The following is a 13358-nucleotide window of genomic DNA, read 5'->3' as shown; positions in this document are numbered from 1 at the left end:
GAGCGCCGGAGGGCTGGAATTGGCCCGTCCGTAGCGTCCCGGCCCTGCACCACTCCTACTCGGACAAACGACCCCCCGATCGCCCGGCCCTACCGTGGACGACGAAAGCCAAGAACGTCCCCTACGCGGAAGGGCCGGGACTCGCACATGCCCCAGAACAAGAATGTGGGGGCCACCCACGCCTTCTGGCTCGCCGGCCGCCAGGCCACCGGCGAGGACAGCTTCGACGTCACGTCCCCGTGGGACGGCCGCCTCGTCGGCAAGGTCAGTGTGCCGACGGACGCCCAGGTCGAGGAGGCCGTGGCCGCCGCGTACGCCGTCCTTGAGGACTTCTCCGCCACTCCGGCCCATGTGCGCGCCGCCGCCCTCGACCACGTCAGCAAGCGTCTGGTCGAGCGCACCGAGGAGATCGCGCAGCTCATCTCCGCCGAGAACGGCAAGCCGATCAAGTGGGCCCGTGGCGAGGTCGGCCGCGCCGTCTCCGTGTTCCGGTTCGCCGCCGAGGAGGCCCGCCGCTTCAACGGCGGCGAGGCCCAGCGCCTCGACACCGACGCCGGCGGCCAGGGGCGCCTCGCCCTCACCCGCCGCTTCCCGAAGGGCGTCGTCCTCGGCATCGCGCCCTTCAACTTCCCGCTGAACCTGTGCGCCCACAAGATCGCCCCGGCGATCGCGGCCGGCGCGCCCATCATCCTCAAGCCGGCTCCGGCAACCCCGCTCTCCGGCCTCATCCTCGGCGACCTGCTCGCCGAGACCGACCTGCCGGCCGGCTCCTGGAGCATCCTCCCGGTCTCCAACGACCGTATGCCCGCCCTCGTCCAGGACGAGCGCCTGCCGGTCATCTCCTTCACCGGTTCGGAGAAGGTCGGCTACGCGATCATGGACTCGGTGCCGCGCAAGCACTGCACCCTGGAGCTGGGCGGCAACGGCGCCGCCGTCGTCCTCGGCGACTTCGCGAGCGACGCGGACCTCGACTGGGCCGCGACCCGCATCGCCACCTTCTCCAACTACCAGGGTGGCCAGTCCTGCATCTCCGTGCAGCGGGTCATCGCGGACGCCTCCGTTCACGACCGGCTCCTGCCGCGCATCGTCGCCGCCGTCGAGGCGCAGGTCACCGGTGACCCGAACGACGACAAGACGGACGTCGGTCCGCTGGTCAGCGAGGACGCCGCCAAGCGCGTCGAGTCCTGGGTCGACGAGGCCGTCGCCGCCGGTGCCGCCCTCCTCACCGGTGGCAAGCGCGACGGCGCCTCGTACGCGCCGACCGTCCTCACCGACGTACCGTCCGACGTCACCCTCTCCTGCGAGGAGGTCTTCGGGCCGGTCCTCACCGTGCAGAAGGTGAACGGCGAGGCCGAGGCGTTCGCCGCCGTCAACTCGTCCAAGTACGGCCTCCAGGCGGGCGTGTTCACGCACGACCTCCAGGTCGCCTTCCGCGCCCACCGCGCCCTGGAGGTCGGCGGTGTCGTCGTCGGCGACGTGCCCTCCTACCGTGCCGACCAGATGCCGTACGGCGGCGTCAAGCAGTCCGGTGTGGGCCGCGAGGGCGTGAGGTTCGCCATGGAGGACTACACCTACGAGCGCGTGCTGGTGCTCACGGGCCTGGCCCTCTGATCCACCTCGCACAGACCCCGAAGGGGCCCGGCACCGACCCAATGTCAGGTGCCGGGCCCCTTCTCTGCGTCAGCTTCGTCCGGACCCTCAGCCGGAGAAGCCGACGTGCGCGAGCCGCAGTGGGCCGCGCAGCCTGAGGTGCAGGTCGTGCACGCCCTCGGCGGCGATCCCGGCGCCGAGGGTGGTGTAGTCGTACGGGCCGGAAGCGGCCGTCGCCGACGTCAGGACGGCGAGCGGGGTGGTGCCGTCGAGGGACAGCTCGACCACGCCCTCGCCCGTCACGGTCACCGACACCTCCGTGACGCCGCTCTCGAAGTCGCAGTGGCGGTAGACCAGTTCACCGGTTCCGCCCGTCGCGGGCGTCACCGCGTCGCCGGACGTCTTCGTGCGGTCGACGATCGCGATGCCGCTCTGCTCGTCGAAGTCGGCCGCGGCCAGGCCGCGTTCACGTACCCGGCGTGGTGCGCCGGGCTCGCCTTCGAGGCGCACGGTCGTGCGGAGCCGGACGTCCTCGCTGGAGGCGCCGACGAGGAGCTCGTACGGGCCCGGTTCCAGGCGCCACCGGTCCTGCGCCACGTCCCAGAACTCGAAGGCGGAGGAGGGAACTTCGAAGGTCACCTCCGTCGACGTGCCGGGGGCCAGCGTGATCCGGCGGTGTGCCGCCAGCTCGCGGCGCGGGCGGACCACCGACGGGTCCGCGGCGCGGACGTACAGCTGGGGAACCTCGTCGGCGGTGACGTCGCCGGTGTTGGTGACCGTGAAGGATACGTGGACTGCGCCGTCGGTTCCGTCCGTGACGCTCGCCGACAGGTCCGCGTACGAGAAGGACGCGTAGGACAGGCCGTGGCCGAAGGGGAACAGCGGGGTGCCCTCGAAGTACAGGTACGTCTGGCGGGCGCCGATCACGTCGTAGTCGAGGAGTCCGGGCAGGTCGGCGTCGTCGGCGTACCAGGTCTGCGGCAGGCGGCCCGCGGGGGAGACGTCGCCCGCCAGGACCCGGGCCAGGGCGGTGCCGGCGGCCTGGCCGCCGTGCGCGGTCCACAGCACGGCGGACAGCTCGGCCGGTTCGACCGCGTAGGGGTACGCCGAGACCAGGGCCAGCACCGTGCGCGGGTTGGCGGCCCGGGCGGCGCGCAACAGCCGCTCCTGGTGGGCGGGCAGGCGCAGGGTCGTACGGTCCTCGGTCTCGCGGCCGTTGATGTGCGGGTCGTTGCCCGCCACCACCAGGACGGCGTCGGCCTGCGCGGCGGCGCGGGCCACCGCGTCCTCGCCGCGCTCGACGATGACGAGCTCGAAGATCTCCGGGTTCTCGTCGGCAACCTTCACGCCGTCGGCGGCGACAGAGACGTGCCGACCCGTACCGACGTGCTTCAGGAGGTGACCGTTCGCATGGGGTTCGAGGCGGAACGTCTCCTGGACCACCCAGCCGCCGGGCTGGTCGGCGGCGGCGCGGACGTAGCCGTCGTCGGCGACCGAGAGATAGCGGCCGTCGGGGGCGCGCAGGGTGAGGAGGTCCTCGCCCCAGTCGATCAGCGCCAGCTCCGTGCCGGTGGCGTCGGTGGTGAGCGGGGGCAGGTCGGTGCGGCCCGCGAGCAGGGCCGGGTCCAGGGCACCCTCGGCGCCCCGCACCTCGTCGTCGGCGCCGTCGGCGGCCTGGACGTGCAGGAACGTCCCCGCGGAGGTCTTCAGCAGCACCCGGTCCACGCCCTCGGCGAACTCGACGCGCTCGGCGCCGAACCGCTCGTACACGGCCTCCAGGGGAGTGGAGCGGTGGATGAGCGTGCCGCTGTACCAGTCGAGCTTGCACTCGTCGGCGAGCAGGCCGACCACCGCGAGGCGGGTGTCGGGGGCGAGGGGCAGCAGGCCGTCGTTCTGGAGCAGCACGATCGCCTGCTCGGCGGCCTCCTGGGCCAGGGCGCGGTGCGCCGGCGTGTCGAAGTCCTCGGTGTCCGCGTGCGGGTCGTCGTGCGGGTCGAACTCGCCGAGGCGGAAGCGGACGGAGAGCTGGCGGCGCACGGCGGTGTCGACGTCCGCCTCGGTCAGCAGGCCCTGCTCCAGGGCTCCCCGGACCCGGGCGGTGATCTTCGAGCCGTCGGTGCCGTGGTCCGTGAAGCTGTCGACGCCGGCGAGGAGCGCGGCGGCGGTCGCCTCCTCGTGGGTGTCGAAGTAGTGCTCGGAGTCGACCAGGTTGGAGGGGGCGCCCGCGTCCGAGCAGACCAGGAGGTCCTCGTCGGTCCAGGCGCGCAGGTGCTCGCGCAGATACGGCGAGACGTGGTTGGGGCGGCCGTTGACCAGGTTGTAGGCGGGCATCACGCCGGCCACCGTGCCCGCCTCTACCGTCTCGCGGAAGGCGCGCAGGTCGTACTCGTGCAGCACGCGCGGGCGCACGGAGCTCGACGAGGTGTCCCGGTCGGTCTCGTTGTTGTGGGCGAGCCAGTGCTTCAGGACAGGTGCCGTGCGCCAGTACGTCGGGTGATCGCCGCGCAGACCGAGCGTGTACGCCGTGGCGATGGCCGAGGTCAGCTTGGGGTCCTCCGAGTAGCCCTCCTCGTTGCGGCCCCACAGGGGGTGGCGCAGCAGGTTCACGGTCGGGGCCCAGACGTTCAGGCCGACCCGGTCGTCGCGGGACCGCATCGCGCGGATCTCCTTGGACACCGCCTCGCCGACCCGGCGTACGAGCTCGGTGTTCCAGGTCGCGCCGAGGCCGACAGCCTGCGGGAACACCGTGGCCGGGCCCATCCACGCCACGCCGTGAAGGGCCTCCTGGCCGGTACGGAACGCGGCGATGCCCAGGCGCTCCACGGCCGGCGCGAACTGGTGCAGGAAGGAGACCTTCTCGTCGAGGGTGAGCCGCCCCAGCAGGTCGTCGATGCGCTTCGCGAACGGCAGTTGCGGATCGCGGAAAGGCGGCGTAGGCGGCGTTTGTGCGGTCACGTGGGGATCCCCTTGCGATGGAGCGGTGAGGCGCTTTCGAAGCGCTTCGATGCTCATTCGACCGGGGGGTGGGTGTCAAGACACCTCGAGGCAACAAGTCCGACGCGAAGCTGACATGGCAAGCGGCATATGAAGGTGAAACGAAACCTCATACCTCGGAGGAATCTTGGATGCGACTCTTGTGCGCCCCCTAACCTTCACTTAACCTCGCAGCAACATCGAAGCGCTTCGACTACGAGGAACGGCGCCAACAGGTGCGCCTTCCACGGCCCTTGGTCGGAGGACCGCTTCAGCTCAGCCAGTTTCACTCAAGACACCACAGCCGACGGCCACCGCCGGGTGTCCTGGTGCGCCATGAAGGGTTGACGCAATGACGCCGAACGCCGCTTCCGCTTCCGCCGCTCCCAGCCGGAGAAGCTTCCTCGCCTCCACGGCGGTAGCCACCGCCGCGGTAGCGGGGGGGATGCCGCTGCTCGCCGCCTGTGGGGGTTCGGACAGCGGATCGCACGAGGGCACCACGTCGGGCAAGAGCGCCGACAAGATGCTGCCGACGTTCGTCGCCAGCACGGTCGCCCAGCCGGACCTTCCGTCGAAGAACGGTTCCGCGGCCGGCTACACCGGCAAGGTCGACCTCGCGGCCCTCGCCACCTCGGTCCCGGACAAGCTCGGCACCGGCGCCTCCTTCAAGATCATGTCCCCGTTCTGGGGCACCCCGCCGAAGCCCGGCTGCGCCTACTACACCGCGCTCGACGCCGCGGTGGGCACCAAGGTCACCTGGCAGAACCAGGACGGCAACACCTACGGCCAGAAGCTCGGCGCCGTCCTCGCCTCCAGCTCCATACCCGACATGGTGGTCGTGCCGGGCTGGGAGCTGGTCGGCAAGATCTCGAACGCGGTCACCGCGAAGTTCATGGACCTCAGCCCCTACCTGGCGGGCGACAAGGTCAAGAAGTACAAGAACCTGGCCGCCATCCCCTCCGACGCCTGGCGCATGGGCATCTTCGGCGGCGCGCTGCGCGGCATCCCGATGCCGGCCGCCACCGCGAACTGGATCGCGCCCTTGTACCGCAAGGACCTCTTCGACAAGAAGGGCTACTCGGTACCCAAGTCCCCCGACGAGTTCATGAGCTGGGCCAAGGAGGCCACCAGTCCCAAGGCCAAGGTATGGGCCTTGGACGGCAACATGGCCTGGTCCGCGTGGAACATCTTCGGTGTCCGCGGCTCCGGGACGATCGGCTGGGACATCGGGTCCGACGGCAAGCTGACGTACCGCATCGAGCAGCCCGAATACCTCGAGGCTCTGGAGTGGGTCCGCAAGCTGTTCGACGCGGGCGTGGTCCATCCGGACGACAAGGCGCGCTCGGGCGACGCGGGTCAGCGCTTCACCGCCGGGCAGATCCTGGTCTGGAACACCAACGTCGCCGACTGGTACGGGAAGACCGCAGAACAGGCCCAGTCCAACCCTGACTTCCACATCGAGGCCATCGACATCTTCGGCGCCGACGGCGGCAACCCGACGCTGTACGCGGGCCAGCCCGCCACCATCTGGTCGCTGATCCGCAAGGGCGCCTCGAAGGAGACCGTGGAGAACGCGCTGGCCGCCGCCAACTTCGCGGCCGCGCCCTACGGCACCAAGGAGCGGATGCTCGTCGACTACGGCGTCGCGGGCACCCACTACTCGGTCAAGGACGGCGTCCCGGTCAAGAACGACCAGGGCAACTCCGAGGTGATCAACGCCTGGGTGATGCTGGCCGCTCCCGCTGCCTACTTCGCCCACCCCGACTTCCCCGACGTCGCCCGCAAGCAGGTCGAGTGGCAGCAGCGGATGGGTGCCTTCATGAAGAAGACCTCGACGTTCGGCATGAACATCGTCGAGCCGTCCCGGTACGCGAACCTCTCCAGCCAGTTCGAGCAGCTGGAGATCGACTACGTGCGCGGCAACAAGAAGCTGTCCGACGTGCAGCAGGCCATCTCCACCTGGAAGTCCTCCGGCGGCGACAAGCTGCGCGACTGGTACAAGAAGCTCATCGACGAGAACGGCAGCGGCAACTGATGTCCCTCACGGCCGGGAGCAGGCCCGACGGAACCCGTCCCCCCGCGGCCGTCGAGGAACCGACGGCCGCAGTCGCCACCGCCGCGGCGAAGGAACGGGTGCCGCGCAAGGCGGGCAGGGCGGGCCGGATTTCCTGGCGGATCCGGCTCCGCCGCGACCGCGCGCTCATCCTGATGACCCTGCCCGTCATCGCCCTGCTCCTGCTCTTCAACTACGTCCCGCTGCTCGGCAACGTCGTCGCCTTCCAGGACTACGACCCGTACGTCTCCACCAACGGCATCACGGCGATCTTCCACAGCCCCTGGGTGGGCGTTGAGCAGTTCTCGCGGATGTTCGACGACCCGCTGTTCTGGGACGCCACGCAGAACACCATCGTCCTGTTCATGCTCCAACTGGTGCTGTTCTTCCCGATCCCCATCGCCCTCGCGCTGCTCATCAACAGCGTGATCCGGCCCCGGGTCCGGGCCGTGGCGCAGGCGATCATGTATCTGCCGCACTTCTTCTCGTGGGTCCTCGTGGTCACCGTCTTCCAGCAGATCTTCGGCGGCGCGGGCATCATCGCGCAGACCCTCGAGGACCACGGCTGGAGCGGCTTCGACCTGATGACCAACGCAGGCCTCTTCAAGTACCTGGTCACCGCGCAGGCCGTGTGGAAGGACGCCGGCTGGGGGATCATCGTCTTCCTCGCCGCGCTGGCCGCCGTCAGCACCGATCTGTACGAGGCCGCCGCCATGGACGGCGCGGGGCGCTGGCGGCGCATGTGGCACGTGACCCTGCCCGCGCTGCGCCCGGTGATCGCGCTGTTGCTGGTCCTGCGGGTGGGGGACGCGCTGAGCGTCGGATTCGAGCAGTTCCTGCTCCAGCGGGACGCGGTCGGCGTGGGGGCCAGCGAGGTCCTCGACACGTACGTGTGGAACCTGGGTATTCAGAACGGCGACTTCAGCTACGCGGCCGCGGTCGGTCTCGTCAAGGGAGTCATTGGAATCTGTCTCGTCCTGGGCGCGAACAAGTTCGCGCACCTGCTGGGCGAGCAGGGGGTGTACCAGAAGTGAGCCTCAACACGCAGCTCATCCGCAGCCTCAAGGCGCCCGCCCGCCCCGTGTGGGAGGAGCCGCCCAAGAAGGCCGGACTCACCCTGAAGGGCGGCTTCCTCGCGCTCTGCTGCCTGGGGGTGCTCGGTCCGCTGTGGATCGTGATCGTCACCAGTCTGTCCCCCAAACCCGTGATCGACCGGGCCGGCGGCCTCGTCGTGATCCCCAAGGGCATCACCTTCGTCAACTACACAGAACTGCTCAGCGGCGGCCAGGTCAGCCGGGCGATCATGGTCTCGCTCGGCGTCACGCTCTTCGGCACGCTGTTCTCGATGACGGTGTCGGTGCTCGCGGCCTACGGCCTGTCCCGGCCGGGCACTCTGGGCCACCGGTTCTTCCTGATGACCATGATGGGGACCATGTTCTTCGGGGCCGGCCTCATCCCGACGTACCTTCTGGTGCAGTCGCTGGGCCTCACCGACACCTATCTGTCCCTGATCCTGCCGAGCGCGGTCAGCGTCTTCAACATCCTCGTCCTGCGGGCCTTCTTCATGGGGATCTCCCCCGAACTCACCGAGTCCGCCCGCATCGACGGGGCCAGTGACGTGCGCATCCTGCTCACCATCATCATGCCGCTGTCGCGGGCGGTGCTGGCCGTCATCTCCCTGTTCTACGCGGTCGGGTACTGGAGTGCCTGGTTCAACGCCTCCATCTACCTCACCGACCAGCAGATGATGCCGCTGCAGAACGTGCTCATCCAGCTGGTCCAGAAGCACAGCGAGGCGCCGACCGGCCTCCAGCAGGCGGTCCGCACGGGTCAGCTGTCCGCGCTGGGGTTGCAGATGGCTGTCATGGTCCTCGCGCTGATCCCCGTCGCGATCGCGTCTCCCTTCGTCCAGCGGCACTTCAAGAAGGGCATGCTGACGGGGGCGGTGAAGGGCTGATCCCGGTCATCCCGGTGGGGGCTTCCGAGCGTCGGCGGCTGCGGTCGGTTGGGGCCGGCCGCCGCGCCCGCGCGGCGGAGCCGCATGGAGAAACAGCCCCGCGCCCCCAGGCACGTCCACTCCCTTTTCTTGCAGAACGAGGTTTGTCATGGTTGCGTCCAGCCTGAGCCGACGTGCCGTTCCTGCCGGGACCGCGGCCACCGCCGCGTCGACCGGCATCCCTGTGGTGCAGGGGCGTGCATACGGCGCCGAGGCCGCCGCCCCCGCTCACCGCCGGCGCAACGCCGACGTCGGCGGTACCGGATTCGTCTTCTCGAAGGTCGACAGCTGCTGGGCCTCGTACACCCTCGGCTTCGGCAAGGCGGCCGACCGCGCCGACCACCCGGCGATCTACCAGGTCGGCTCGACGGAGGCCATGACCGCCGTCCACCGCTCCGACGACGGGGCGAAGACCTGGGTGCGGATCAACGACGACCAGCACCAGTGGGGCTGGACCGGCGAAGTGATCGTCGGCGACCCGCGCGTGTACGGCCGCGTCTGCCTGGCCACCAACGGCCTCACCATCCAGTACGGGGAGCAGGTCTGATGCCACGACTCAGTGACGCCACCCGCGGCCGTGTCCTCTTCGGCGGCGACTACAACCCCGAGCAGTGGCCCGAGAAGACCTGGCACGAGGACGTCCGGCTGATGAAGGACGCCGGCGTCAACTCCGTCACCCTCGGCGTCTTCTCCTGGGCGAAGCTCGAACCCGAGCCGGGCGCCAGGGAGTTCGGCTGGCTGGACCGGCTGATGGACCTCATGCACGAGAACGGCATCGGAGTCGTCCTCGCCACCCCCACCTCCTCGCCTCCGCCCTGGATGGGGCGCCTCCACCCCGAGACCCTGCCCCGCGACGCCGAGGGCCGGGTCGAGTGGTGGGGCGGCCGTCAGCACTTCTCGCACTCCAGCGCCACCTACCGCCACTACGCCGCCGCCATCACCGAGGCCCTGGCCGCCCGCTACGCCGGCCACCCCGCCCTCACCATGTGGCACATCAACAACGAGTACTGCACCTTCGACTACGGCGACGAGGCGGCCGCCGCCTTCCGTCGCTGGCTGCGCGAGAAGTACGGCACCCTCGACGCCCTCAACACCGCCTGGGGCACGGCCTTCTGGAGCCAGGGCTACGACAGCTGGGACGGCATCCTGCCCCCGCGCCACGCCCACTACATGAAGAACCCCACCCAGGTGCTCGACTTCCGGCGCTTCACCTCCGACATGCTCCTGGAGTGCTACACCGCCGAGCGTGACATCGTCGCCCGGCACACCCCGCACATCCCCGTCACCACCAACTTCATGCCGCTGTGGATCGGCCAGGACGCCTGGCGCTGGGCCGAGGAGGAGGACGTCGTCTCCGTCGACATCTACCCCGATCCGCGCGCCCCCCTCGGCGCCCAGAACGGCGCCCTGGTCCAGGACATGACCCGTTCCCAGGCCCGCGGCCCCTGGATGCTGATGGAGCAGGCGGCGGGACCGGTGAACTGGCGCGGCGTGAACCACCCCAAGCCGCGCGGCCTCAACCGGCTGTGGTCCCTCCAGGCCGTGGCCCGCGGCGCGGACGCCGTCTGCTACTTCCAGTGGCGCCAGTCCCGGCAGGGTGCGGAGAAGTTCCACTCCGGGATGGTCAGTCACGCGGGGGAACAGGGGCGTACGTACCAGGAGATCAAGCAGCTCGGCACCGAACTCGCCAGGATCGGCGGCGAGGTGTCAGACCGGCACAGCGTCTCCGACGTGGCGATCCTGCACGACTGGAACGCCTGGTGGGCCGGCGTCCAGGAGGGCCGCCTCTCCACCCAGGTCGACCATCCGGCCGTCCTCGGCGCCTGGCACCGAGCCCTCTGGGAGGCGAACGTCACCACCGACTTCGCCCACCCCGAGCACGCCCTGTCCGGCTACAAGATGGTCGTCGTCCCGCAGCTCTACCTCCTCACCGACGCCGTGATCGAGAACCTCCTGGCCTACGTCCGTGGCGGCGGCACCCTCGTCTCCGGGTTCCTGACCGGTGTCGCCGACGAGGACGACCGGGTGCGCCCCGGCGGCATGGACGCCCGGCTGCGGGAGCTGTTCGGCATCCGCACCCTGCACGAATGGTGGCCGCTGGACGCGGGCGAGACCGTCGAGTGCGACGGCTTCCGGGGCACGCTGTGGTCGGAGGAGATCGAGGCGGCCGACGAGGTGACCGAGACGGTCCCGTACAAGGGCGGCGAGCTCGACGGACTGCCCGCCGTCCTGCGCAGGGGCCGCGCCTGGTACGTCTCGACGCTCCCGGAGCCGGAGGCGCTGCGCGCCCTGCTCAGCGGTATCGCCGCCGACGCGGGAGCCCGGCCGGTGCTCGCCGGGCTGCCCGCCGGGGTCGAGGCCGTGCGCCGCGGTGAGCTGCTGTTCCTGCTCAACCACGGGCGCGAGCCGGTCACCGTCGCCGTCCCGGACACCCACGAAGACCTGCTGACGGGGGAGACGGTCACGGACCGGATCACCCTCGGGCGCTATGGAGCGGCGGTGCTCAAGCCATGACGACCGGTCCCGTCCACGGCACCTGGGAGCCGGCTCCGGCCGCCCGCTGGGAGGACGCCTTCCTCAGCGGCAACGGCCACCACGGCGCCCTTGTGTTCGGCGACCCGAACGTCGATCGTGTCATCGTCACCCATCACACCCTCGTCCGCCCCAACGGCGGCGAACACGCCCGGCCCCCTCGGCTGGCCGCCGAACTGCCCGCACTCCAGGACCGTTTGCTCGCCGGCGAGCTGACGGCCGCCGAGAGCTTCACGGACGGACGGCCGCTGCAATGGGTGCAGCCCTTCCACCCCGCCTTCCGGACGGAGCTGCGCGGCCCCACCGGTACCTGGCACCTCCCCCAAGTTCTCGACTCCGCTCGAACAGGGGGGACCCCCACCCGCCGGACCGTCGACTTCACCACCGGCGAGGTGACCGCCCACTGCGGGGACCGGACCAGCCGCGTCTTCGTCTCCCGCGCGGACGACGTGATCGTCCAGCACGTCACCGCCCCGGACCTCACCCAGGACATCTCCCTGGACCACCGCCTCCCGGGCGCACCCGACGGTCTGGGCGTCGGGCACGGCGCCCTGCGCACCCCCGACGGCGCGCTGCTCACCCTCCGTGTCCGCTACCCCGGCAGCGACCGCGCGTACACCGGAGTGAGCCTGGTGGTGGTCGAGGGCGGCAGCACGACCCTCACCCCGCCGGGCGTCAGAGTCGAGGGCGCGGCCTCGGTGCTGCTCCTCACCCGGGTACGGCGGCACACCGGCGAGCTGGACGTCGCCGAGGAGGCGCGAGCCCTGCGCGCACTGCTCACCGAGCAGCCGTACGAGGACCTCCTCGACCGTCACCTCGCTCACCACCGCACCGCCTACGACCGCGTCACCCTCGACCTGCGTGCCGACCCGGCCGAACGTGCCCTGCCAGGCTCGGAGTTGCTCAAGCAGCCCGGGAGCGCGGCCCTCCTGGAGCGCCTCTTCGCGGCCGGCCGCTACCACCTGCTGTCCGCCGGCGGCCTGCTCCCGCCCCGCCTCACCGGTCTGTGGACCGGCGACTGGGACACGGCGTGGTCCGGCGCCTTCACCACCAACGCCAACCTCAACCTCCAGACCGCCTCGGCCACGGCCGCCGCACTGCCCGAAGTCACCGAGGCGCTCGCCCGCCTCGTTCACCGTCAGCTCCCCGACTGGCGGGAGAACGCCCGCACGATCTTCGGCGCCCGCGGTGTCGTCGCCCCCTCCCACACCGACGGCGAGTCCGGGCTCACGTACCACTTCAGCCGTGAGTACCCCCTCCACCTGTGGACCGCCGGCGCGGACTGGCTGCTCAAACCGCTCGTCGACCACGACGAGACCCGCGGCGAACGAGACCGGCGCACCGCAGCCGCCCTCGCCGAGGCCGCCCTCTTCTACGAGGACTTCCTCACCCGCACCGACGACGACGGCCACCTCGTCGTCGTCCCCTCCTACTCGCCCGAGAACCGGCCCGCCAACGCGAGCTGGGGTGCCCTCAACGCGGCCATGGACCTCTCCGCGGCCCGGCACGCCCTGCTGACGGCGGCCGCGTACCACCCCGAGCACGCCGACCGCTGGCGCGCCCTCGCCGACCGGCTGCCACCGCACCGGATCAACGCCGACGGAGCGCTCGCCGAATGGGCCCACCCCGGCCTGGACGACACCTACGACCACCGCCACCTCAGCCACCTCTACGGCGTCTGGCCGCTCGACGAGATCAACCCCTACGACACCCCGGACCTCGCGGCCGCCGCCCACCGCGCCCTCGAACTGCGCGGCGCGGAGAACGACTCGGCGCACGGCCATCTCCACCACGCCCTGATCGCGGCCCGGCTCAGGGACGCCGGCCGGGTCGCGCACGCGCTCGGCGACGTGCTCGGCGGTGACTTCTTCCACGACTCCCTGATGAGCGCGCACTACCCCGCCCGCGACGTCTACAACGCGGACGCCGCGCACGCCCTGCCCGCCGTGCTGATCGAGATGCTGGTGCAGTCCACCCCCGACCGGCTGGTCCTGCTGCCCGCGCTCCCGGCCGGCCACCCGACGGGCGAACTGTGCGGGGTGCGCACCCGGTTCGGCGCCGGACTCGACCTCGCCTGGACCCCCGAGGGCGCCACGGCCGTCCTCAGGCCGACCCGCACCCACCGCATCGAACTCGTGACTTCCTCCGGTGCGGAGCCGCTCGACCTCGTCGCCGGAGAAGACCGCGTCCTCACCCTGGGGACGTGGTAGCCCC

At 70.8% G+C, this 13358-nt stretch carries 7 protein-coding genes and 1 pseudogene; 7 read left to right on the top strand and 1 reads right to left on the bottom strand.

Going from position 1 to position 13358, the window contains the following annotated elements; translation table 11 throughout:
* Window positions 1-165: 165 nt before the first annotated feature.
* On the top strand, window positions 166-1611 hold the full coding sequence (locus ACFY16_RS28175) for an aldehyde dehydrogenase family protein (protein ID WP_390650118.1): 1446 nt from the start codon (window positions 166-168) through the stop codon (window positions 1609-1611).
* Between the two features lie 87 nt (window positions 1612-1698).
* Here the strand turns inward: ACFY16_RS28175 and ACFY16_RS28170 are convergent, their stop codons facing one another.
* Window positions 1699-4545 carry a glycoside hydrolase family 3 C-terminal domain-containing protein gene (locus tag ACFY16_RS28170; RefSeq protein WP_390649990.1) on the bottom strand — a complete coding sequence of 949 codons (2847 nt, stop codon included), beginning with the start codon at window positions 4543-4545 and terminating at the stop codon, window positions 1699-1701.
* Between the two features lie 370 nt (window positions 4546-4915).
* On the opposite strand from ACFY16_RS28170, the gene ACFY16_RS28165 reads away from it, so the two are divergent.
* From ACFY16_RS28165 to ACFY16_RS28140, 6 genes and pseudogenes are all read left to right on the top strand, one after another.
* Window positions 4916-6598, top strand: coding sequence for an extracellular solute-binding protein (locus tag ACFY16_RS28165; protein WP_390649989.1), 1683 nt, complete (start codon window positions 4916-4918; stop codon window positions 6596-6598).
* On the top strand, window positions 6598-7650 hold the full coding sequence (locus ACFY16_RS28160) for an ABC transporter permease (protein WP_390649988.1): 1053 nt from the start codon (window positions 6598-6600) through the stop codon (window positions 7648-7650). The genes ACFY16_RS28165 and ACFY16_RS28160 overlap by 1 nt, the downstream gene beginning before the upstream one ends.
* On the top strand, window positions 7647-8573 hold the full coding sequence (locus ACFY16_RS28155; RefSeq protein ID WP_390649987.1) for a carbohydrate ABC transporter permease: 927 nt from the start codon (window positions 7647-7649) through the stop codon (window positions 8571-8573). The genes ACFY16_RS28160 and ACFY16_RS28155 overlap by 4 nt, the downstream gene beginning before the upstream one ends.
* A gap of 310 nt (window positions 8574-8883) precedes the next feature.
* Window positions 8884-9159: pseudogene (locus ACFY16_RS28150) on the top strand (1,4-beta-glucanase); the annotation flags it as partial.
* On the top strand, window positions 9159-11126 hold the full coding sequence (locus tag ACFY16_RS28145) for a beta-galactosidase (RefSeq protein WP_390649986.1): 1968 nt from the start codon (window positions 9159-9161) through the stop codon (window positions 11124-11126). The pseudogene ACFY16_RS28150 and the gene ACFY16_RS28145, both read left to right, overlap by 1 nt.
* A complete protein-coding gene (locus ACFY16_RS28140; RefSeq protein WP_390649985.1) occupies window positions 11123-13354 on the top strand; it encodes a glycoside hydrolase N-terminal domain-containing protein in 2232 nt (743 codons plus the stop codon). Before ACFY16_RS28145 ends, ACFY16_RS28140 begins: the two co-directional genes overlap by 4 nt.
* Window positions 13355-13358 lie beyond the last annotated feature (4 nt).

The sequence above is a fragment of the Streptomyces sp. NPDC001315 genome (genome assembly GCF_042896175.1).
Lineage (GTDB): Bacteria > Actinomycetota > Actinomycetes > Streptomycetales > Streptomycetaceae > Streptomyces.
Note: the sequence above shows the minus strand (reverse complement) of the source record. Positions and strands in the feature narration are given on the sequence as shown.

Coding starts and splice junctions, on each gene's coding strand:
- ACFY16_RS28165 (WP_390649989.1), top strand. CDS start 4,916: ATGACGCCGAACGCCGCTTCCGCTTCCGCCGCTCCCAGCCGGAGAAGC.
- ACFY16_RS28160 (WP_390649988.1), top strand. CDS start 6,598: ATGTCCCTCACGGCCGGGAGCAGGCCCGACGGAACCCGTCCCCCCGCG.
- ACFY16_RS28145 (WP_390649986.1), top strand. CDS start 9,159: ATGCCACGACTCAGTGACGCCACCCGCGGCCGTGTCCTCTTCGGCGGC.
- ACFY16_RS28140 (WP_390649985.1), top strand. CDS start 11,123: ATGACGACCGGTCCCGTCCACGGCACCTGGGAGCCGGCTCCGGCCGCC.